Origin of the sequence: Pseudoalteromonas sp. PB2-1 (genome assembly GCF_045040605.1) — a bacterium.
Lineage (GTDB): Bacteria > Pseudomonadota > Gammaproteobacteria > Enterobacterales > Alteromonadaceae > Pseudoalteromonas > Pseudoalteromonas arabiensis.
Window position 1 is genome coordinate 1,664,082 of record NZ_CP090667.1, and the last position, 22,578, is coordinate 1,686,659.

22 protein-coding genes are annotated in these 22,578 nt (G+C 40.6%); 12 read left to right on the forward strand and 10 right to left on the reverse strand.

Annotation, left to right across the window (positions count from 1 at the left end):
• Positions 1 to 70: 70 nt before the first annotated feature.
• The 5 genes from L0Z67_RS07680 to L0Z67_RS07700 all read left to right on the forward strand — a co-directional run bounded on the left by L0Z67_RS07680 (position 71) and on the right by L0Z67_RS07700 (position 4,251).
• Entirely contained in the window at positions 71 to 547 is a 477-nt protein-coding gene (locus L0Z67_RS07680) for a GreA/GreB family elongation factor (RefSeq protein ID WP_237127943.1), read from the forward strand.
• A 199-nt stretch (positions 548 to 746) separates the two neighbouring features.
• Positions 747 to 2,141 carry a RimK family protein gene (locus tag L0Z67_RS07685; protein WP_405128655.1) on the forward strand — a complete coding sequence of 465 codons (1,395 nt, stop codon included), beginning with the start codon at positions 747 to 749 and terminating at the stop codon, positions 2,139 to 2,141.
• Positions 2,141 to 3,244 (forward strand): GNAT family N-acetyltransferase/peptidase C39 family protein, encoded by a 1,104-nt coding sequence (locus L0Z67_RS07690; RefSeq protein WP_062568950.1) that lies wholly within the window; start codon positions 2,141 to 2,143, stop codon positions 3,242 to 3,244. Before L0Z67_RS07685 ends, L0Z67_RS07690 begins: the two co-directional genes overlap by 1 nt.
• A gap of 30 nt (positions 3,245 to 3,274) precedes the next feature.
• The gene (locus L0Z67_RS07695; protein ID WP_062568951.1) at positions 3,275 to 3,769 is read left to right on the forward strand and encodes an MgtC/SapB family protein; all 495 of its coding nucleotides are present in this window, start codon (positions 3,275 to 3,277) and stop codon (positions 3,767 to 3,769) included.
• 356 nt (positions 3,770 to 4,125) lie between these two features.
• Positions 4,126 to 4,251, forward strand: a complete 126-nt coding sequence (locus tag L0Z67_RS07700) for a hypothetical protein (RefSeq protein ID WP_267135624.1) — start codon at positions 4,126 to 4,128, stop codon at positions 4,249 to 4,251.
• 1 nt (position 4,252) lies between these two features.
• On the opposite strand, the gene L0Z67_RS07705 is transcribed toward L0Z67_RS07700, so the two are convergent.
• Both L0Z67_RS07705 and L0Z67_RS07710 read right to left on the reverse strand, forming a co-directional pair.
• Positions 4,253 to 5,452 carry an ATP-binding protein gene (locus L0Z67_RS07705; protein WP_193988744.1) on the reverse strand — a complete coding sequence of 400 codons (1,200 nt, stop codon included), beginning with the start codon at positions 5,450 to 5,452 and terminating at the stop codon, positions 4,253 to 4,255.
• 115 nt (positions 5,453 to 5,567) lie between these two features.
• Complete coding sequence (locus L0Z67_RS07710; RefSeq protein ID WP_405128656.1) at positions 5,568 to 6,578, reverse strand: GlxA family transcriptional regulator; 1,011 nt, start codon at positions 6,576 to 6,578, stop codon at positions 5,568 to 5,570.
• A gap of 127 nt (positions 6,579 to 6,705) precedes the next feature.
• On the opposite strand from L0Z67_RS07710, the gene L0Z67_RS07715 reads away from it, so the two are divergent.
• Positions 6,706 to 8,604, forward strand: coding sequence for a beta-ketoacyl synthase (locus L0Z67_RS07715; RefSeq protein WP_405128657.1), 1,899 nt, complete (start codon positions 6,706 to 6,708; stop codon positions 8,602 to 8,604).
• A 59-nt stretch (positions 8,605 to 8,663) separates the two neighbouring features.
• On the opposite strand, the gene L0Z67_RS07720 is transcribed toward L0Z67_RS07715, so the two are convergent.
• The gene (locus L0Z67_RS07720) at positions 8,664 to 9,080 is read right to left on the reverse strand and encodes an MgtC/SapB family protein (protein WP_062568955.1); all 417 of its coding nucleotides are present in this window, start codon (positions 9,078 to 9,080) and stop codon (positions 8,664 to 8,666) included.
• Between the two features lie 220 nt (positions 9,081 to 9,300).
• On the opposite strand from L0Z67_RS07720, the gene L0Z67_RS07725 reads away from it, so the two are divergent.
• Positions 9,301 to 10,794, forward strand: a complete 1,494-nt coding sequence (locus tag L0Z67_RS07725) for a BCCT family transporter (protein ID WP_405128658.1) — start codon at positions 9,301 to 9,303, stop codon at positions 10,792 to 10,794.
• A gap of 98 nt (positions 10,795 to 10,892) precedes the next feature.
• Here L0Z67_RS07725 and fghA read toward each other — a convergent pair whose 3' ends face one another.
• Together fghA and L0Z67_RS07735 are read right to left on the reverse strand one after the other, a co-directional pair.
• The gene (fghA, locus tag L0Z67_RS07730) at positions 10,893 to 11,729 is read right to left on the reverse strand and encodes an S-formylglutathione hydrolase (protein ID WP_237115173.1); all 837 of its coding nucleotides are present in this window, start codon (positions 11,727 to 11,729) and stop codon (positions 10,893 to 10,895) included.
• 55 nt (positions 11,730 to 11,784) lie between these two features.
• Complete coding sequence (locus L0Z67_RS07735) at positions 11,785 to 12,906, reverse strand: S-(hydroxymethyl)glutathione dehydrogenase/class III alcohol dehydrogenase (RefSeq protein ID WP_062568960.1); 1,122 nt, start codon at positions 12,904 to 12,906, stop codon at positions 11,785 to 11,787.
• A 110-nt stretch (positions 12,907 to 13,016) separates the two neighbouring features.
• Here L0Z67_RS07735 and L0Z67_RS07740 point away from each other — a divergent pair, with 110 nt between their 5' ends.
• From L0Z67_RS07740 to L0Z67_RS07760, 5 genes are all read left to right on the forward strand, one after another.
• A complete protein-coding gene (locus tag L0Z67_RS07740) occupies positions 13,017 to 13,898 on the forward strand; it encodes a LysR family transcriptional regulator (protein ID WP_083515300.1) in 882 nt (293 codons plus the stop codon).
• An 89-nt stretch (positions 13,899 to 13,987) separates the two neighbouring features.
• The gene (locus L0Z67_RS07745; RefSeq protein ID WP_062568962.1) at positions 13,988 to 15,205 is read left to right on the forward strand and encodes a lipoprotein-releasing ABC transporter permease subunit; all 1,218 of its coding nucleotides are present in this window, start codon (positions 13,988 to 13,990) and stop codon (positions 15,203 to 15,205) included.
• Positions 15,198 to 15,896 carry a lipoprotein-releasing ABC transporter ATP-binding protein LolD gene (lolD, locus tag L0Z67_RS07750; RefSeq protein WP_405128659.1) on the forward strand — a complete coding sequence of 233 codons (699 nt, stop codon included), beginning with the start codon at positions 15,198 to 15,200 and terminating at the stop codon, positions 15,894 to 15,896. Before L0Z67_RS07745 ends, lolD begins: the two co-directional genes overlap by 8 nt.
• A complete protein-coding gene (locus L0Z67_RS07755; protein ID WP_193988956.1) occupies positions 15,886 to 17,130 on the forward strand; it encodes a lipoprotein-releasing ABC transporter permease subunit in 1,245 nt (414 codons plus the stop codon). The genes lolD and L0Z67_RS07755 overlap by 11 nt, the downstream gene beginning before the upstream one ends.
• 91 nt (positions 17,131 to 17,221) lie before the next feature.
• Positions 17,222 to 17,668, forward strand: coding sequence for a DUF4826 family protein (locus L0Z67_RS07760; RefSeq protein ID WP_062568965.1), 447 nt, complete (start codon positions 17,222 to 17,224; stop codon positions 17,666 to 17,668).
• 55 nt (positions 17,669 to 17,723) lie between these two features.
• Here L0Z67_RS07760 and L0Z67_RS07765 read toward each other — a convergent pair whose 3' ends face one another.
• The 5 genes from L0Z67_RS07765 to mnmA all read right to left on the reverse strand — a co-directional run bounded on the left by L0Z67_RS07765 (position 17,724) and on the right by mnmA (position 22,520).
• The gene (locus tag L0Z67_RS07765; RefSeq protein ID WP_062568966.1) at positions 17,724 to 18,182 is read right to left on the reverse strand and encodes a GNAT family N-acetyltransferase; all 459 of its coding nucleotides are present in this window, start codon (positions 18,180 to 18,182) and stop codon (positions 17,724 to 17,726) included.
• Between the two features lie 12 nt (positions 18,183 to 18,194).
• Entirely contained in the window at positions 18,195 to 19,340 is a 1,146-nt protein-coding gene (locus L0Z67_RS07770; RefSeq protein ID WP_062568967.1) for a cupin domain-containing protein, read from the reverse strand.
• Between the two features lie 73 nt (positions 19,341 to 19,413).
• Positions 19,414 to 20,784, reverse strand: a complete 1,371-nt coding sequence (gene purB, locus L0Z67_RS07775; RefSeq protein ID WP_193988751.1) for an adenylosuccinate lyase — start codon at positions 20,782 to 20,784, stop codon at positions 19,414 to 19,416.
• A 33-nt stretch (positions 20,785 to 20,817) separates the two neighbouring features.
• Entirely contained in the window at positions 20,818 to 21,420 is a 603-nt protein-coding gene (gene hflD, locus L0Z67_RS07780; protein ID WP_062568969.1) for a high frequency lysogenization protein HflD, read from the reverse strand.
• Positions 21,420 to 22,520, reverse strand: coding sequence for a tRNA 2-thiouridine(34) synthase MnmA (gene mnmA, locus L0Z67_RS07785; RefSeq protein WP_062569399.1), 1,101 nt, complete (start codon positions 22,518 to 22,520; stop codon positions 21,420 to 21,422). The genes hflD and mnmA overlap by 1 nt, the downstream gene beginning before the upstream one ends.
• Positions 22,521 to 22,578: the final 58 nt, after the last annotated feature.

The following is a 22,578-nucleotide window of genomic DNA, read 5'->3' on the forward strand; positions in this document are numbered from 1 at the left end:
TTTATAACTTACTTTCATCAGCCGCTATTTTTCCATAGAATAGCGGCTTTTCTGTTTTAACTGCTTTGATATGAATAAAACACATGTAATTGAACATTTACGCTTTGCGCTCGAGGCACAACTGCAAAATGCCAAAGAAGCGGCAAAAGCGGCCCATGATGCGGCAACTCACGCAGAGAGTGTTGCTGAAACCCAATACGATACGTTGGGTTTAGAAGCGGCGTACTTAGCCCAAGGGCAAGCTGAGCGAGTCAATGAGTGCTACCGTGACATTCAAGCATTCAATACGGTGTTTAAAGAAAGCGAATTTAATAAGGTTCGTGAAGGTGCATTAGTGTGTCTTATCGATGAGCAAAATAATTCAAAGTGGTTTTTTATGGGCCCAAGTGCAGGTGGCTTAGTTGTGACCATAAAAGAGCAACCTATTTTTGTTGTAACCCGAGAAGCACCGTTAGGTAAACAACTGATTGGCAAGCAAATTGATGATGAAGTAACACTGACTATTGCAGGAAATACACAGTGTTACAGCATTACAGAAATAGTTTGATGTAGAAAATTTATTAATCAATAAATTTCATCTTAAGGTAAAAAATATCTCGTTGGTAACAAAGCAAAAAAACCTCTATAAATCACTTCAAGCATAATGCTTATAAGCACCCATCTAGTTAAGTGAAGTTTAGCCTCATGCGTTCACTTAATTGGTTGGGTGTTTTTCATTTTATCTATGGCTTAATTTAGGAAAAGTCGTGTTTAAAACCTTGATTGTGGTTGATAACAATGAGCAACGTATTGCTCAAAATTTCGAAAATGTCATTACCTTTGACACTTACTTACGTGATTACCCAAAACATAATGAGCCAAAAACACGCATTTTAAACTTGTGTGATACAGGGCAGTATTTAAGTAAAGGTTATTATTGCTCTTTACTTGCTGAAGCAAGAAAGCATCAGGTATTACCGAGTGTAAAAACAATTAATGCGCTGCGTAGCGATGAGCACAGCACGCGTCATAAAGAGCTTGCTGGTGGCACAGTATTTTTTGGTCACACAGATCAAGAGCAGCAAAGCAAAGCAACCAAAGCGCTATTCTCGCAATACCCTGCGCCTATTTTAGTGTGCGATGAGCAAGGGGTTGTAAAGCAAGGTACGATTGCCTCATTAAACGACACCGCCTTTACAGAGTTTGTGGAACAACTCAGTAGCTTTACAGAATCCGTGTGGCGTATAAACGATAAAAAACGTCGTTATCGTTGGGATATGGCTATTTTGGTTGATCACCAAGAAAAAGTGCCGCCAAGTGATAAAGATGCTATTGCTAAATTTATTAAAGCAGCTGCTAAACATGGTATTTATGCCCAAGCACTGACATTTGATGAAATTACCAGCATCGGACAGTTTGATGCGTTATTTATTCGCCAAACAACGGCTATCGACCATCCAACCTATCGCTTAGCAAGTAAAGCACAAAGTTTAGGCTTAGTGGTAATTGATGATGCAGAATCAATACTGCGCTGTTGTAATAAAGTGTATTTGCACGATGCCTTTAATTATCAAAAAGTGCCGAGTTTAAAAACTCACGTTGTGGCTGATACAAGTGAAGAGACAATTGAAAGTTTAGAAGCAAACTTCAGCTACCCACTGGTATTAAAAATGCCAGAAGGGTCTTTTTCGAAAGGCGTATTTAAAGTCGCTAACCGAGATGAATTAGTTGCTAAGTTAACTGAGCTGTTTGAGTTCAGTGCGCTTGTGCTTGCACAAGAGTACATGTACACCGAATACGATTGGCGAGTAGGGGTGTTGAATGGCCGTGCAATTTACGCGTGTCGTTATTTAATGGCGCGTAATCACTGGCAAATTTACAACCATGATGCAAAACGTTTCTTCTCAGGTGGCTTTGAAACCTTGCCAACATTTGAACTACCAAAAGTGGTACTTGATGCCGCGTTAAAAGCCTGTAAGACGGTGGGTAAAGGTTTGTATGGTGTTGATGTTAAAGAACACCAAGGCAAGGCATACGTGTTAGAAGTGAATGACAACCCTAGTATTGATCATAAAGTCGAAGATGCCTATTTAGGTGATGAGCTTTATATGATCATTATGGATGAGTTCAAACAACGCCTTGAAGCGCGAGGCCGTGGTTAATGAATGCATCTGTTTGTCAAATCCGTTTTGCACAGGCCACGGATTTGGCGGCCCTTGTTGCCATTGAAGAGCAAAGCTTTAGCCAAGATAGGTTAAGTAGCCGTAGTTTAAAGCGTTGGATCAGCGCAGCGCACGGCTTACTGATGGTGGCTGAGGTAGATAATCAACTAGTGGGTTATGGTTTAGTGTGGTGTCACAAAGGTACACGCCTTGCTCGGCTATATTCACTGGCAGTTTTGCAATCTCTGCAAGGCAAAGGTATTGCTTCAAAGCTACTGCTTGCGCTTGAAAATGAAACGGCGAAACGCGGCCGTTTATACATGCGATTAGAAGTTGCGGTGAATAACCAATCGGCAATTCGCTTGTATGAGAAGCAAGGTTACCAGGTGTTTGGTCATTACAGTGACTATTATGACGACCATAGTGATGCACATCGAATGCAAAAAAATATTCGTCGTAATACCGAATTTAATGCCGATAAGCACACACCTTGGTACCAGCAAACAACCGAGTTTACCTGTGGCCCCGCGGCATTATTAATGGCGATGTCGTCATTAAACGACACACCTATGAGCCAACTAAAAGAGCTGGATATTTGGCGGGAAGCGACCACTATTTTTATGACATCAGGGCATGGTGGCTGCCATCCATTAGGTCTGGCACTAGCGGCAATGAAACGTGGTTTTAAAGCTGATGTTGTTTTAAATACTCGAGATTCGTTGTTTATCGATGGCGTAAGAAGCGAAAAGAAGAAAGCAATTTTGCATACAGTACACAATCAGTTCGTGGCTGAAGCAATAGCTGCAAAACTGCCGGTGCGGTATCAAGAGTTAACCTTGGCATCTATTGAAGATTGGCTTGCTGAGGGTAAAGCGGTGGTGTTATTGATCAGCACCTATCGATTTGATGGTAAAAAGTCACCGCATTGGGTGTGTGTAACCCATATTGATGAGCATTGTTTATATGTGCACGACCCGTTTTGTGAAAATGAAAAGCAATTGGCAATTGATTGTCAGCATGTACCGATAGCGAAAGCTGATTTTACTAAAATGGCCAGCTTTGGTTCATCAAGACTCAGCACTGCGATGGCCTTTTATTTATAATTTGAATTGTTAATTTGATTTGGAAATACAGTGACACTGAGTAGTTTATTTGATATTGCCCCTTATTCTTGGTCAGCAATTGGTAGTGCCGCATTTTGCGGCGCAATTATTGGTATGGAGCGTCAATTACGCGGTAAGCCGGTGGGTATTCGAACCTCCGCATTAATTGTATTAGGGACTTATTTGTTTTTAGCAACGGCTTTTATGTTACATGGTGATGTGATTGATCATTCCCGTGTGGTTGGGCAAATAATTACCGGCATTGGCTTTCTAGGTGCCGGTGTTATGTTAGCGAAAGATGGCGCAGTGGTTGGTGTTACGTCTGCGGCGACCATTTGGGTACTGGCATCTATTGGCGTTGTGATTGCCACTGATAACTTACTCGCCGCGATAAAGCTCTCAGTGTTAGTCGTTGTTATTTTATATGGTGTTGATGTGCTTGAAGCCAAGTTTAAAAGCTTAGGGCGTGGAGTGCACGCACAGGTAAAACGCTATTCAAAGTTGTATTATCGTAAAGAAAAATGATCAAAAGTTAGCCATAAAACAACACTAAATGGGAAATAAAATTAATGGCACCTTGTTACGCAATAAAGTTTACAAGGTTTATTGCTGGTTGATTACCAAATTCCTGAGTTTGATAGCCGGAATAGCTTCGATAAATTACAAGCACAGTTAGTTAATTGTGAACACCTTAGTTAGGTGCCTACAAATAATAAGCCTGAGGCCTATAAGCTTGGTTACAGATTAGAGAATAAAATTTCTATAGCTGGCTTGGTGCAGTGGTGCCAAAATTGCTAGGGAAGGGGATTGCACAGGCATTATTGAAAGCGCAAGAAGCGTGAGGTAAAGAACATGATTATGATGCTATTAATGTGAAATTAATGAACCGTTTTCCTGCAATGCTGAGTATGCTGATAAAAAACGGCTATATCATTGCGGGTTATGAACAGAAGGGTAACCCGCACATTAGTAAAACTTTATTTAGCAAAGAGATTGCATCTAATTAAGTTATTTTGGCAAGCTAATTACAAAATGTGCACCTACATCACTTTCTTGTACACAAATATCACCTTGCAATTGTTGGCTCACTATTTTTTTCGCGATACTCAGACCAAGTCCCATACCCGATTGATTATTTTTGCCTTTATAAAACGGGGTAAAAATGGAGTGTTTTTCGCTGCTGTTAATGCCGATGCCGTTATCTATATAGTGAATTTTTAATACTTCATCAAAATCAAAAATATCAATCTCAATTGCTGGGTTATCGATTGTGCTAAATGCATGTTCAATGGAGTTTTGCAGCAATATAAACAGTATTTGTTTAAGTAAATCAGTCGCTACTTCACATTCGCTATGTGGATCCTGATATTTCACTGTAAGTTTAATATTCTGATGCTTTATTTTTTCTTCTAAATGCTCAGTGAGTGATTCAGCAAGTTCAGCTAAGGACATAATCGCTTTGTTTGATTGTGGATTAGGGTAAAGCAAGTCCTGCAAAATGCGGATTTTGTACGCACACGTTGATAAGTTTCGATTTAACAATTCACTGGTGTTTATTATTGTGCTTAATGTGTTTTGTAATGCGAGTTCACTTAATCTTTTATGCAGCAGTTTGGTTTGAGTCTCTTTTACAGCCAGCTCTGTTACGTCTACTGCAGTGATGCAATTACCAAGTGGGGTATTAACTTCATGAGCAATCCCTCTAATTAAGGTAGCAAGTTCTGCAAATTGCTGTTGTGCAAACGCTTGTTTTTGCTGATACAGCAACTTGAGCTGTGTTTCAAAACTTTGCTTTATTGTTTCAAGAAGCTTGATCACAGGCTCGTTATATTCGTGTGGTTTGCTATCGAGAATACAAATAGTGCCAAATGGAGTCGTATCTCCAGCACTAATTGGCAAGCCTAAATATGAAATCATATTAAGTTTTATGTCAGGATTTTCCTTCCAGTCATCATCAATCAGTGCATTTGGAATATTAAGCAGTGTTTGGGTCTTTATAACATGTTCGCAATAAAGGCCTGAATCTTCTAATTCTTCGCTGTCACCAATCTTATAGGGATTATCTTGATAGTCATTTTTCGAAAATACGCTAATAATGTTGTTTTCGACTTTCATTACTAACGCAACAGGAACATTGGCAAACAGGGCTAAAACTTCAAGCGTTTTATTCCAACTCTGCACTAACTCATCATAATCAGGTTGATACATTTATTGGCTCAAAATAGTGAGATACAACTATTTAAAAGCTTAGTAATAATTTCTAAATCAGCAACTTAAAAAGGCAGTATTGGTGTTAATTTTTCAATTAATTAACACAGGCACTTTAGCCAAAGAGTTTTCGTCTCACCACAGTACGGTACTCACTGGGCGTTTGTGATAACACTTTTTTAAAAACTCGGGTTAAATGACCTTGGTCATTATAGCCAACTTCCAGTGCCACTTCTTGAATCGATAAGTTTGATGAAGCAAGTAATTCTTTAGCTGCTTGTACGCGTAGCTGCTGCCAATACTCAACGGGCGTTTGGCTGGTGGCTTGGCGAAATCGCCGAGTGAAGGTGCGATAACTTAAGCTAAATTGTGCCGCAACTTCATGCAGAGTTAGCTCAGAGGTTAAATTGTTTTTTAGCCAAAACTGGATCTGCGCGATAAGTTCATCAGGGTGTTTATCAACTGCGCCTTCTAGATAACGTTGATCTTCATAGGGCTTACGAATTTCATGGGAAAAGTTGCGCTCAACATGTTGTGCCGCTTCTCGGCCATAATATTGGCTGATAATATGAACTATCACGTCTGCAAGGGCATTTAAACTAGCAACTGTATACATGCGCTCAGATTGTGTGATGAAAAAGTCAGGTTTAAGCTGCACATTTGGGTAATCCCGCTTAAATTGCTCTGCATAATGCCAATGAGTCGTCGCAGGGTGACCGTCCAATAACCCAGCCTCAGCAACTAAGCAGTTGCCGGTCCCCACACCAACAATATGGCTTCCTTGCTGCCAAGAATCACTAAGCCAGTGTATTAATCTCTGTTGTTTGCTCACTACTGGACGCGGGTTACGCCAAATACCAGGCACAATAATCAAGTCACTGGTGGGGGCTGTGACAGCTTCGCAGTCAGGCACAATAGCAAGGCCTGTACGATTGGGGATGGCATTTAAGTTACTTGCTACCAAGTTAATGTTTAACGGCCTAAATTCTTCTGATTGCGAATGGCTTTTAGCAAAAGCTTCGCCCGCTCTGAGCATTTCGATAGGCAGAGTTAAACTGGTTATTAGCAAGTGAGGATAAACCAATATACTAATTTCTATCGCTTTTGCTTGTTGAAGACTCGTCACTCAAATTGCTCCGACCAGTTGATTTTGGCTCATTATGCAGGTTATTTGGCTATTTAAGCATAAACTGTGCGGGTTAATCCATTTAAACTTGACTTAATTCTCGTAACACGTTTTCTCAAGGTTAATTATGACAGCATTACCCGTTATTGTTGGTATGGGTGGTATTAATGCCGCTGGCCGCACTTCTTTTCATCAAGGTTATCGTCGTATCGTGTTAGACAGCTTGGACGCTAAAGCCCGCCAAGAAACATTTTTAGGTTTAGCGACACTCATGAATTTAGTCACGCTGACTGACGGTGTTTTAAAAGATGCAGATGGAAACACTGTTAATGAAGCTGATATTGAAGCTCGATTTGGTGAGCTGGTTTTAGCTGGTACGCTTATTCGTAAAATTGAAAAAAATCATTTTGACGTTGACGCCACACCTTGGCAACAAAAAATGACGCTAACCGCATCAGATGAGCAACAGATTGTATTTGAAACGCGTCGTCGTGATTTACCAACGCCAGTACCTGAAAGTTGGTTAGTTGAAGACCTTAGCGACAAAAAGGTAAAAGTAACAATTAGTGCTGATATTGCAGTTAAACATGACAGCACTCGTGATAATCCTATTAAAGCAGCTGGTCAGTTACCAACAGGTTTTGAACCTGCAAATATGTACAACAGTCGTTATCAACCTAGAGGCCTTCAAGCAACTATTTTTGCCGCAACAGATGCAATTCGCTCAACAGGGCTTGATTGGCGGCATGTTATGAATAGCGTTGAACCTGATCAAATTGGCACTTATTCAGCCTCTGTTGTTGGACAAGTAGATGACGAAGGGTTAGGTGGTTTAATCCGCTCACGTCAGCAGGGCGACCGTGTAAGTACTAAGCAATTAGCACTTGGCTTAAATACTATGTCGACTGACTTCATTAACGCGTATGTGACGGGTAATGTCGGTACAACGTTTACCACATCAGGTGCGTGTGCGACATTTTTATATAACCTACGTGCTGCGGTAAATGATATTCAAGCGGGTCGTACTCGTGTCGCGATTGTGGCATCGGTTGAGTGTGCAATTACACCTGAAATTGTTGAAGGTTTTGGCAATATGAGTGCGCTTGCTAATGAAGAAGGACTCAAGCGTTTAGATAACACAGAGGTGGTTGATCACCGCCGTACAAGCCGTCCATTTGGCGAGAACTGTGGCTTCACAATTGGTGAGGGAGCACAGGTTGTTATTTTGATGGATGATGCCCTTGCTTTAGAACTCGGTGCAGACATTCAAGGTTCCGTTGCTGATGTATTTGTTAATGCAGATGGTATTAAAAAATCAATCACCGCACCAGGTCCTGGTAATTATATTACGATGGCTAAATCCGTCGCGCTGGCTAGTAGTATTGTTGGCCAAGAAGCGGTGCAAAAACGTAGCTTTATTTTGGCGCATGGCTCAAGTACGCCACAAAACCGAGTTACAGAATCACTTATCTATCATAAGGTCGCAGAGACTTTCGCAATAGATAACTGGAAGGTTGCTGCGCCTAAAGCCTATGTTGGCCATACGATTGCTCCTGCTAGTGGTGACCAGTTGGCTATGGCATTGGGCGTGTTTAGTCACAATATTATGCCAGGTATCACGACAATTGATAAAGTCGCTGATGATGTGTATAGCGATCATTTAGATATCCGCACTGAGCATTACCAGTGTGGTGCAATGGATGTCGCCTTTATTAACTCAAAAGGGTTTGGTGGTAATAATGCGACAGCGACAGTGCTTTCACCTGCGGTTACATTAAAAATGTTAGCAAAGCGTCATGGTGATGCGGCCATGGCACAATATCAAGACCGTCATACTCAGGTTGCACAAGCACAAGCTGACTATCAACAACAAGCTGATTTAGGTCATTATGAGCTAATTTACCGTTTTGGTGATGGTTTGATTGATGAAAACGAGATTGTAATGAGTGCTGACTCAATGACAATCCCAGGTTTTGATAAATCAATTGCGTTATCAAAATCGAACCCGTATCAGGATATGTTTTAAGATCAAGACATGTTTAAGCACATTCTTGACAGCAAGGCGCTTCTATAGCGCCTTTTTTCTTATTTAAAGCGTTTAACATATCGTAAGGTTACAAAATTGATCAACGCCATTAAAAAAGCTATTTCATAGCGGCTAAACGCAACGGCAATGCCAATTAAACCCATGTTCCAAATACTGGCTGCAGTAGCCGTACCATAGGTTGAATTTTTATTCTTTAGAATTGCGCCACCACCAATAAAGCCTATACCGGTGATAATTCCTTCAAGTACTTTTGATTCAGCCTCTGAGCTTGTTAAAACTGACATGCCAACTAATGCATAGCCACAGGATGCCACTGCAACCAGTGGAAAAGTTCTTAAGCCAGCTCCGTTACTGGTCTTTTCTCGATCAAAGGCCATAGGTAAGGCAAGTAAATAGGCAATACCTAGGTGAATTAAATTATCAATGACTTCTTGCCAGTCTAAATTAAAGTCCATTTATCAATTCCTTAAATATACACTCTGTTTACATAGCAAGTTTAATACCTAGTCAATATTTATAGAAAAATAAGGTAATTAGGACATCTAGCCGAGTTTTAGCGGATCTTAATTGCTATAATTTTGCGAATTTTACCCAGTAACGTGTCAAATTTTCAGACTGAGTTTATTTGCACACCGTCATGCACTTTTTAAAAGTGTTTAATATGTAGGCTATAATTTGAAACATTCAATCACCATGCTAGAAAAAACAGCACTGACTATTTGTATTTTTATCGCACTCATTGCTGCGGCACAGCCTGAGCTGATGACGTTACATATACAGCCTATGGTTCAACACGTCCTCTGCGTTCTAGGAAGTGGCTTTTTCCTGTTCGTGAACTTGTTATTATTTGCCGTTATCATTCTTTCATTTAGCCCCTTGGGGGGCCGAAAAATAGGCGGTGAGCATGCAAAAATTGAATATTCCAACTTTGGCTGGTTTGCCATGTTATTCGCAGCCGGAATGGGGTCAGGGCTGATCTTTTGGGGAGTTGCAGAGCCTGCAATGCATTTTATGAACCCTCCTTTAAAGCAAAGTCTATACCCTGACAGGTTAGCAAGTAGCCTTGCATTAACCCTTGTTAATTGGGGAGCTCATGCTTGGGCCTTGTATGCCGTTTTTGGCTTAGTGCTAGGTGGGTTGACGCAATACAGTGGTAACTCTGGCGATATATGTGCACCTGTTATGAGTGCGTTCGGAAATAAACTTAGCCTGCATAAAAAACGAGCAATGGCCTTTGCGATTAAACTAATTGCTGTTTTTGCTGTGTTCTTCGGCGTTGTTGGAACAATAGCAAACTCAACGTTACTTATTAGTAAGGGCGTTGAGGTTGAACTGGGTATTACATCACCTTTATTGATAGGCACAGTAATCGTAAGTGTATTATTTGTTATTTATACTTTATCAGCGAGGCTAGGCCTCAGAAGAGGGGTGCAATCGTTAAGTATCTTTAATGTCCTTTTAGCATTTTCATTATTGATTTGGCTGTTATTTATCGTGCCTGTCGCACCTATTGTGAAGATTGCACTAGATGGAACTGGTTATTATTTACAATTACTAGCTACAGGAACATGGCAGTTTGATAGTCAATTAAACACATCCACTTGGGCAACGCACTGGACATATAACTATTATTTTTGGTGGTTAGCTTGGGGGCCATTTGTAGGCGTATTTCTTGCCAACATTAGTCAAGGTAGAAAGGTATGGCAATTTATTTTGGCGGTTGTCGGTATTCCTACATGTGTCACGATTATATGGTTTTCTGTATTCTCTGGTGCTGCAATTGAGTGGGACAAACTAAACCAAGCCGGCATTTTATCAGCGATTAAGTATGACTACACTCAAGGGCTGTTTGTATTTTTTAATCAGTTAGGCTGGCAAGGAGGCGTTTTGATATGGAGTAGCTTGTTATTGCTTTTGGTGTTTGTTGCGACCTCGGCGGACTCCGCTATTTTAGTGATTAGGCAGCTTGTTCAAAATCAGTTTAAAAATGAGAGCACACTATATGCATGGTGTTTGGCGTTATTTATGTGCAGTTTTGCATTGCTTTTACAACAAGATGAGCCTTTAAATCGAAGTATAGCGATTTTAGGGGCTTTGCCATTTTTAGCTGTATTTATTTTGCAATTAGCAGGGTTTTTAAAAGAGTTTGTTCGTGACTTGTGTGCATAATACGAACATTTTTTACAGTAAAATATAAGCAGAGCAATATACTTAAAGCATCATTATGAGTGTGGGGAAATTGAATCCCCACACTCACCAAAGAGCAATTAAAGATATTGCTTATGGAACACTAAGTGCTCATCGATAAAGCTACTAATAAAAAAGTAACTGTGATCATAGCCTGCGTGCATATTTATCTCAGCGGGGTAATCTTTTTCATTTACTACTGCAAATAAGTTTTCTGTTTTAAGCTGCTCTGTTAAAAAGTTATCAGCTTCGCCTTGATCAACGCGTATTGGCAGGTAATTATCAGCTTCTGCCTGCTTCATTAGTTCACAGGTATCGTATTTAAGCCAACTGCTTTTGTTACTACCTAAATAGTTAGTAAACGCCTTTTCACCCCATAGGCAGTTAATAGGGTTTACAATAGGGCTAAAGGCACTGGCACTCACATATTGCTCAGGGTTTCTAAGGGCAATCATCAATGCGCCGTGACCACCCATTGAGTGACCTGCAATGGCTTTTTTATCACTGACGGGGAAGTGCGCCTCAATAAGTGCTGGTAACTCAGAAACAACATAATCGTACATATTGTAATGCACGTTATAAGGGGCCTCTGTAGCGTTCACATAAAAACCTGCGCCTTGGCCAAAGTCGTAGTTTTCATCATCAGGCACATTATCACCACGAGGGCTCGTATCTGGTGCAACGATTGCAATACCTAGCTCAGCCGCTTTTTTGAAGGCACCTGCTTTTTGCATAAAGTTTTCATCAGTACAGGTTAAACCTGATAACCAATACATGACGGGTACTTTGTTAGTTTCACTGGCACCAGGCGGTAAAAATATTGCAAAACGCATAGCACAATGGGTACTGCTTGCTTGGTGTGTGTATTGTTTATGCCAGCCACCGCTGACTTTTGTTGAGCTTATGTTTTCTAGCATAACCACATCCTTGAAACGAAGACGCTTGAGGTTAACCAAGCGTCAGGTTTATAGATTAATAATGAATGACTGAGCGGATGCTCTTACCTTCGTGCATTAAGTCAAAGGCTTCATTGATATCTTCAAGTTTCATGGTGTGAGTGATGAAGTCGTTTAACGCAAACTCACCATTCATATAACGCTCAACAATTTCAGGTAACTCAGAACGGCCTTTAACGCCCCCAAATGCGCTACCACGCCATACACGGCCTGTTACAAGTTGGAATGGACGCGTTGAGATTTCTTGGCCAGCACCAGCTACACCAATGATGACTGATTCGCCCCAGCCTTTGTGACAACATTCAAGTGCAGAACGCATAACATCAACGTTACCAATACACTCAAATGAGAAATCAACACCACCGTCAGTCATTTCAACAATGACTTCTTGAATTGGTTTGTCGAAATCTTTCGGGTTTACTAGGTCTGTTGCCCCCAGTTTTGTTGCCAAATCAAATTTGCTAGTATTGATATCGATACCAATAATACGGCTTGCGCCAGCCATTTTCGCACCAATAATCGCTGATAAACCAATACCACCTAGGCCAAAAATAGCCACAGTGTCGCCTTTTTGTACTTTAGCTGTTTTCGTGACAGCACCCATGCCTGTGGTAACACCACAGCCAAGTAAACAAATCTCTTCAAGTGGCGCTTCTTTGCTTACTTTAGCAAGTGAAATCTCAGGTAATACTGTGTACTCAGAGAAGGTAGAACAACCCATATAATGATAAATCGGTTGACCATCTTTATAGAAACGAGTGGTGCCGTCTGGCATTAAACCTTTACCTTGTGTTTCACGCACTGCAGAGCATAGGTTGGTTTTACCTGATTTACACATCTTACATTCACCACACTCGGCAGTGTAAAGAGGAATTACGTGATCGCCTACTTCTACATGTGTCACACCTTCACCCACAGCTTCAACAATACCGCCACCTTCATGGCCAAGGATTGCTGGGAAAATACCTTCAGGGTCTTCACCAGATAAAGTAAATGCATCTGTATGGCAAACACCAGTAGCAACAATCTTTACAAGCACTTCGCCTTTTTTTGGCATCATTACATCCACTTCTTCGATTGATAGTGGTTGATTTGGACCCCAAGCGATAGCCGCTTTTGATTTAATAAAATCAGTCATAACGTTCCCTTATAGTTGTTGGAAGTAAGTAATAAACCTAGTCTATTTTATTTATTTCTCAATGAATGATAATCTCAGTTTTATTAAAACACTTTTACAATATGGTAATAATGAATCGTTGGCATGGAATCGATGAGTTTTTAGCGGTAGCAGAAACGGGTAGTTTTACTAGGGCAAGTAAAATGCTCGGTATGTCGGTAGCACACGTGAGTCGGTATGTAAGTCAATTAGAGGAGCGTTTAAATACACAGCTGTTGACGAGAACGACCCGCAAAGTTGTGTTAACCAAAGAAGGTGAAATATTTGCTCACCAAACAAAACAACTTCAGCATGCAATGGATGATGCGACGGCACTGCTTGCTGAGCAGCAATTGACACCTAAAGGCACTATAAAGCTCACTGCTCCTGTAATGTATGGAGAAAGCTATATTATGCCTGCGGTGCATTCGTTTATGCAAAAGCACCCTGATATTGAAGTTATCAGCCATTTAAGTAATGAGCAAGTGAATCTACTCGAAGAGGGGTATGATCTCGCTATTCGGCTTGGTCATTTAAAAGATTCATCACTAAAAGCAAGGCGCATTAATCAGCGCAGGCTAGTTATTTGCTGTAGCCCTGAATATATAAACAACTATGGGCAACCACACAGTGTGAGTGAGTTACATCATCATCATTGTTTAATTGGTAATAACAGCTATTGGCGGGTAAAAGAACAAAACCAAGATAAACACATAAAAGTAGCAGGGCGCTTACAATGTAACAGTGGTTGGGCATTGGTCGATGCTGCAATTAAAGGGTTAGGTATTGTGCAACTGCCAGACTATTATGTAAATGAGCACTTAAATACGGGGAACCTAGTTGCTGTGTTATCGAATGTTGCGCCTGCACCTGAAGGTGTATGGGGAGTGTATCCACCAAGACAATTTATTGCAACGAATGTAAAAGCATTACTTGATCATCTTGTTGAGAGTGTTCAAGTATCGGATTTATAATTATTTTTTACAATTTCTCGCATCCCATCATGGCTAAATATATGCTAACATGAGCGCATATTTAGCCCTTGGATTACCCATAAATTATTATGTTTCAACCTGTTAGCCTTTTTATAGGGCTGAGATATAGTCGCTCTTCAAAGGGTAATGCCTTTATCTCATTTATTTCATTTTTTTCTATTGCAGGCATCGCTATTGGCCTGATGGCTCTTTTTACCGTTAGCTCGGTAATGAATGGTTTCGAGAATAATCTAAAAACCAATATGCTAGGGCTAATTCCTCATATTGAAGTCGAAGGGGATTCGCATTCAAAAGAGGCAATGGCGACCCTTAAAACTCAGCTAACAAACTCTCAAGATGTAAAACAAGTCAACCTATACCGTCATGGTGAAGCCATTTTACAAACAAATAAAGACTTACATGGTGTGTTGTTACAAGGGCTTTATGATGATGGAAACTCACTTTATCAGATTAAAGATAAAATTGTCGTGGGTGATTGGTCATTGGTTATGGATAAACAGTACCATATTGCTATAAGTCGTTATTTAAGTCGCAAGCTGGGTATCTCCATTGGTGATAAAGTACGAGTTATTATGCCAAATGCAAGCGCGTATACCCCCTTGGGCAGGGTGCCAAGTCAACGCTTATTTACGGTCGCAGCTTTATACGAAACGCAATCTGAAATAGATACCTCTTTAGCCTTCACCAGTGGTTACTCATTACAACGAGTTTTAAAAATAGCATCATCAGCAGCACCTAATTTAAGTGTATCCTTGTATGAGCCTTTTGCTGTTGAGGATGTTTTACAATCACACGGTCAGATGTTAGCTGGGTTTAAGTATTCAGATTGGCGAGACACACAAGGAACCCTTTTTGCCGCTGTTGCAATGGAAAAAAGAATCATGTCAATGCTATTGGGACTGATTGTTTTAGTTGCCGTATTTAATATTGTCTCAGCGTTGACCATGATGGTGAGCGAAAAGCAAAGTGAAGTCGCAATTTTACAAACACTCGGTTTAACGCCCAAGCAAGTACAACATGTATTTATGATACAAGGCTTGTATAACGGTTTTATCGGTACCAGTATCGGTGCTTTACTTGGGGTGTTGTTAAGTAGCAATATCAATGAGTTATTGAATATGTTAGGCATCAATTTATTAGCCGGTGTAAGCTTACCCGTTAAATTTGATGTTATGAGTTTGAGCCTAATTGCCGCAGGGAGTATTGCGATGAGCTTTTTAGCCACTTTGTATCCTGCCCGAAAAGCTGCAAAAGTGAATCCAGCAGAGGTATTACGTTATGAGTGATTTAGTCATCAATTGTCAGCAGCTGAACAAAGTTTATCAAGATGGCGATAACCAAGTCGAGGTATTAAAAGGGGTTGAGCTGGAGCTTAAACAGGGTGAAATGTTGGCCATTGTTGGCAGCTCTGGCTCTGGTAAAAGTACTTTATTGCACATTTTAGGAACCCTCGATAATGCAACAAACGGCACAGTCGAAATCAAAGGAAAGCAAGTTGGAAAGCTAAACCGTAAACAACAAGCTAACTTTCGCAACGAAAATCTTGGCTTTATTTACCAATTCCATCATTTGCTAATGGAATTCACTGCGATTGAAAATGTTGCTATGCCATTGCTTATAAAAGGCTTAAGTGCAGTTGAAGCGAACAAAAAAGCATTAATTATGCTTGATAAAGTAGGCCTTTCTCACCGCAGTGAACATAAACCTTCAGCGTTATCAGGCGGTGAGCGTCAACGTGTTGCCATTGCAAGAGCCTTAGTTACTGAGCCTGCTTTGGTACTTGCTGATGAACCAACGGGTAACTTAGACAAACAAAATGCAATTAAGATTTACGACTTAATTAAAGAGTTAAATAGCAGTCTCAAAACAAGCTTTGTCGTGGTAACTCATGATTTAGAGCTTGCAGATAAACTCGGAAAAATTGCTTATTTAGATGATGGTAAGCTTGCAATTAAAGAGTCTCATGATGTTGCTTAGTGCCTTTATTTCAAAACGTTTTCGCGCACACAGTGGTCGAAAGGATGGCCAAAATGGTTTTGTAAGTTTTATAGCAAAGGCTTCGACTATAGGTATTCTATTAGGGGTTGCTGTGCTTATTGTTGCGCTATCGGTTATTAATGGCTTTGAGCAGCAATTAGTGCACAGATTGTTGTCTGTTGTGCCACAAGTTGAATATGTCGCTCCTAATAAACCGATCAATGATTGGCAAAATAAAGTCAAATTACTTCATGAACAAAATGGCGTTGCTGGCGCAGCGCCTTTTATTAGTGTAAGTGGTATGGCACAGTTTAAAAATGAACTGAAAGCGGTTGAGGTACGCGGCGTTGAAGCCGATTTAGAGAACCAAGTTTCTGCGCTTAATCAGTTTACTCATGGCCGTTTAGTAAGCCAACTACAGCAAGAAGATGTCATCTTAGGTCAACAAATCGTCAATAAGCTTGGTCTAGAAATTGGCGACCCCGTTACGTTATTGATCCCACAAATAAATCAACAAACGAGTAAGTTACTCTCACCAAAGCGGGTGAGTTTAAAGCTTGTGGGTATTGTTAACATGGGCGGGCCTATTGATGAAACAGCTGCTTATATAAGATTAGATAAAGCACAAGCTGTGCTGGGTTTTACTAAAAACCAAGTAACAGGGCTTAGGTTAAAAGTGGATGATGTTTTTGCAGCACATCAAACGGCGATGCGGGTCGGGCAAGTTATCCCCGACTATGTGTATGTGTCTAGTTGGTTTAGAACACAAGGCAGTTTGTATCAGGATATTCAAATGGTTCGCACGATTGTTTATATCGTGGTGTTTTTAATTATTGCTGTTGCCAGCTTTAATATTGTTTCATCCTTGGTGATGGAAGTACGCGAAAAACAGGCAAACATTGCTATCTTAAAAACCATGGGGGCACAAGATAGTACAATTTTGGCCACTTTTGTTATGCAAGGCTTTACTCAAGCCTTAATTGGAGTGCTGTTAGGTACTGTTATTGGTGTTATGGTGGCCCTTAATATAAGTGAGCTGTTTACTTGGTTAAGCAACCTAGCAGATGATAACCCGTTACAAGGTGTTTATTTTGTTGAGTTTCTACCGAGTAAGTTAGTTTGGCAAGATATTGTTGTTACAGTTTTTGTTACTTTTATTTTGGCTATACTAGCAACACTTTATCCAGCATGGCAGGCAACGAGAATTGACCCTGCAAAGGTGTTAGGTAACTAAAAGTGTGAATCAAGCTTAAATGCTCGCAAACACTTGCACCCCAGTATATTAAGCCTTAAAGTGTCCTAAATGTAGTAAAAGAGTAACCAATATGGAACAAAAACAAGCTAAGCCACTGACAGAAGAAGAGCAAGCACAAGCACACAAGCAAAGTATTATGTGGCAACGAGAATGTTTCCAGAACGCGCAAAAGCATTTAGCTGAAAAAGGTGTGATCCCGCAAACAGTCATTGAAAAAGAAAGCCGCTTTATTGCGCCACTAGTTGCTGTTTGGAAATTCAAAGCTCAAAATGGTAAAAGCTACTGGGTGGTGACGGGTCGTTTACCAACGGATCACGCCGAAGCGAGCGCAGCGAAAGATGCACGTGAAGCTTTACGCTTTTTTTCGATGCAATGGCAGCTTAAAGCAGACCAACTTATGCAATCAGGCGCAGTTGATAAAACAAAAGTTGATTTTGCAAACCTGTTGATAAATCGTGCACACGGTTTGTATGAATTATTTGAAAAAGATGATATGTGGCAAAATGAGCCAGCATAAACTGAGTTTACTGTAAAAAGCTGAATATAATTATTCAGCTTTTTATTTTGTATCGTTAATGCACCAAGGTGAATGGCCGCGTATCAAATTGTTTGATAGGGCAAAGCATTCGCTGTCTTGGAATACCAGCTTCCATGAACACTAAGCCATCTGCAGCAAAACCATTTTGTTTAAACCTGTCTACTTCGTTCAAAATGCAATTGATACTGACACAGTCGCACCCTTGTTTTTCAGCCATTTTAACTAAGTAAGTTAATAGTGATTTATAGACAGAACGATTACGATGCTCAGGCAAGACAGCAATACGGCCTATGAGACCATCGTTACATAAACGCCCTGTAGCAACAGGGCATTTACCATCTTTTGTAACCAATACGTGGTGTGCTGTTTGATCAAGATGATCAAACTCTATGTGTTTCGGAATGTGTAATTCATATACAAACACACGTTCCCTGATTTGTTGTAAGAGTTCCTTGTCGATACTCCATTCAACTTCATCGATATGATAGCCCATAAACACACGCTCCTAACAAAACCAAATACCCTCATTTAAAAGTGTAGTAAAGGTTTTCAAGAAAATGTGATTATTTTTTGAACTATTTATGTCAGTAGCTGTCAGGCAAGTGTGATCGGTAAGCTTTTTGATAAGTTCAAGTTCTTCTATATCATGCATATAGTTAACACCATTGATGCTTAATAGAACTTGTTCATCAATTATTTGGTAAATTGCACGAGTGCCGCCTAAACGCTCAAAAATAACGTCGTCATCACTTAGAAGCGTAAGTACATCATCTAATGTATAAGGCTCCTCTAATGGTGCTAAATCCATTTCATGCTTTGGCTGGCTCATACTGTTGCCAAGCCAGGTCTTAAATACTGCGTCATCATTAATCGCAGCAATCATTAATTGCTTTACTTTTTCAGCTTCAGTTTGGTCAAGTTCACCTTTTGATGAGCGTAATTTAAGCTCTGCATCACCGTATCGTTGATTGCCAAGTTCAGTGTCAATCAAGTGATCAGCAAATTGTGATAATAAATCACGCTGATTAGGTGCTCTAAAACCAACAGAGTAATTAAGTGCATTATCAACTGCATAGCCTTCATGTGGGCAACCCGGCGGGATATACAGAATATCACCGGGCTCTAACACGCAATCGATAACCGCAGGAAATTGCTCAACTTGCAACAGACTTTTATTTTGCGCAAATTGTTTTAAATTCGCATCAGGCATACCAACTCGCCAGTGGCGTTTACCTTCACCCTGTATAATAAACACATCGTATTGATCTAAATGTGGGCCTACACCACCACCTGGGGTTGAGTAGCTGATCATCAAGTCATCGATACGCCAATTTGGAATAAAGCGAAATGGTTCCAGTAGCTGCGCAGCATCGTTATGCCAGTGGTCAACTGCTTGCACGAGTAATGTTGAGTGCTTTTCAGTTAGCAAGCTAAAGTCTTCGAATGGGCCATGATATGCTTGCCAATCATCTGAGTGATTGGTCACAATACGTGATTCAATGCTTTCTTCCATGGCTAGACCGGCCAATTCTTCGGGCTCTATAGGATCAGCAAAATCTTTGAAGCCTTGCTTAATAAGTAATGGTTTTTTTTGCCAATACTCAGCTAAAAATTGCTCTTGGGTTAATGAATTGATGGTTAATTGATACATAACATGACCTAAGCGAATTGATATAAAAAAAGCGAAAGGAAGGCCTTTCGCTTTTTTAACTCTTAATTTGAATTTAAGCTAAGTTGTCGATGAACTCAACAGCACGACCAATGTAATTAGCCGGTGTTAATTTTTTCATTTCTACTTTTGCTTCTTCAGGTAACTCAAGACCATCGATGAAATCAGCCATGATTTCTTGGTTTACGCGTTTACCACGAGTAAGGTCTTTAAGTTTTTCATATGGCTTTTCGATACCATATTTACGCATTACCGTTTGGATAGGCTCTGCGAGTAATTCCCAGTTTTGATCTAGCTCTTCTAGTAAACGCGCTTCGTTTACTTCAAGCTTGCTCACACCTTTTAATGTCGCTTGGTAAGCGATAAGTGTGTAGCCCATACCCACACCTAGGTTACGTAACACTGTTGAGTCAGTTAAGTCACGCTGCCAGCGAGATACCGGTAGTTTTTGCGCAAGATGAGTAAAGATAGCGTTAGCAATACCTAAGTTACCTTCAGAGTTTTCAAAATCAATCGGGTTTACTTTGTGAGGCATGGTTGATGAACCAATCTCACCTGCGATTGTTTTTTGTTTGAAGTGGTTAAGTGCAATATAGCCCCAAACGTCACGGTCAAAATCAAGTAATACAGTATTAAAACGTGCAACTGCATCGAATAACTCTGCAATGTAATCGTGTGGCTCGATTTGTGTTGTGAACGGGTTAAATGTTAAACCTAGGCTTGTTACGAATTGCTCAGCGTGGCTGTGCCAATCGTAATCTGGGTACGCGCTAAGGTGAGCGTTGTAGTTACCTACAGCACCGTTGATTTTACCTAACATTTCTACATTAGCAATTTGGTCACGTTGACGCTTTAAGCGCATGTAGACGTTTGCAAACTCTTTACCCATTGTAGAAGGAGTAGCTGGCTGACCATGTGTGCGAGTCATCATTGCAACTGACTTGTATTCAACCGCTTTTTCTTTTAGTGCATTTAGAAGTTGGTCACAGTATGGAAGTAATACTTTGTCACGCGCTTCTGTCAGCATTAAACCGTGAGACAGGTTATTGATATCTTCTGAAGTACATGCAAAGTGAATGAATTCGTTTACTGCGTTAAGCTCTGCGTTGTCTGCTACTTTTTCTTTAAGTAGGTATTCAACCGCTTTTACGTCATGGTTCGTTGTGCGCTCGATCTCTTTAACGCGTGCTGCATCAGCTTCACTAAAGTTATCAACAATGGCATTAAGTAAAGCATTAGCCTCGTCGCTAAATGCCGGTACTTCTTTGATTGCGCTAGCTGCAGATAAAGCTTGTAACCAACGAACTTCAACAGTTACACGGTATTTGATTAAACCAAATTCGCTGAAAATGCTGCGTAGTTCCGTGGTCTTGCTGCCGTAGCGACCATCTACCGGAGAGATAGCGGTTAACGCTGAAAGCTCCATAATGACTCCTAAATTGTTTAGTTTGAACGATAATTAAATATACTGTTTAGCAATAGCGAGAATTTTTCTCTTCGAAAAGAAAAAGTGACGGCGTTTACCGCCCATTTGTCGCCATAACACGGCACTACGAATTCCGGCTAAAAGTAAAGCGCGGATTTTGTTTTGCGTGAGTTGCTGCTTTAATAACTCTGGCTTGCCGTACACTTGAATACGATGCCCAAGGGGGCTTAGCACCGATGAGTAAATATCGGCAAGCGCTGCGACCACAGTATCATCTGTGATAGCAAAATGGTCGAGGCGACGCTTAACATCATCAATGCGACGACCTAATTCATTTAAACTGTTTTGTTTTGAACTTAATGCGCGCTCTAACTGCATTAAGCCACCTACATATTTTACGATTTCAACGTCTTTGTCAGAGCCAGCTGAAAGCTGGGCGATTAAAACACGGTAACCGTCACGTAAATTATGTTTACCCTGATATACATCTTCAGGGCTATTAGGTGATGTCTCAACAATACAGTTTAGTAATTTTTCTAATTCGTGATCACTGCCTTGGCCATATTGCGCAACTTTTTGTACTTGTTTGGCAACTTGGCACATGGCGGCTAAAGCCATGACTTGGTGTTCTGTCATTATTTGATCACCGAATCAATGATACCACCACCTAAACAGACCTCGTCAGCGTAAAATACGGCTGATTGACCTGGTGTAACTGCTTTTTGTGGCTCATCAAATAATACGCGTGCCATACCATCTTCACCAACGAGTAAAGTACAGTTGATGTCTTCTTGGCGATAACGGGTTTTAACAGTACAGCGTGTGGTGCCTTTAGGGCCTTCGCGGTCGACCCAGTGAAGTTGATTTGCATTTAAGCCATTGCTGTATAGGCGAGGGTGGTCTTTACCTTGACCAACCACTAATACGTTACGATCAACGTCTTTATCAACCACGTACCAAGGTTCACCCGAACCTTCTTTCATGCCGCCAATTAATAGACCTTTACGTTGACCAAGGGTGTGGTACATCAAGCCTTCGTGATCACCCACTTCATTGCCATCGGTATCTTCAATTTTACCTGGCTGTGCTGGTAAGAATTTTTGTAAGAAGTCTTTAAACTTACGCTCACCGATAAAACAAATACCGGTACTGTCTTTTTTATCGTGCGTAATTAAATCTTGTTCTTCAGCTATGCGGCGAACTTCAGGTTTGGCAATATCGCCAACAGGGAACAGTGTTTGCGCAATATGTTCATGGCTTAACGTGTATAAGAAATAACTTTGATCTTTGTTGTCATCAAGACCACGACACATGACATATTTATCGTCACGTTTTTCGCGGCGTACATAGTGACCTGTGGCAATGTAATCAGCACCCAAAGCCTCTGCTGCAAATTCTAAGAAAGCTTTGAATTTGATTTCTTTATTACACATGATGTCTGGGTTTGGCGTACGGCCTGCTTTATACTCTGCTAAAAAGTACTCAAATACATTGTCCCAGTATTCGGCTGCAAAATTTACAGTGTGAAGCTCAATATCAAGCTTGTCGCACACAGCTTGTGCGTCTTTAAGGTCTTCAGCCGCAGCGCAATATTCATCATTATCGTCTTCTTCCCAGTTTTTCATGAACAGGCCTTCAACTTGATAGCCTTGTTGCTTTAATAAATATGCTGATACAGAAGAATCCACACCGCCGGACATACCCACGATGACTTTAATGTGACTATTTTCGCTCATAATATTCGCTGTCATTTTTTAACTGCTATGGAAAGGCCGGCATTATAGCATGCTTTTA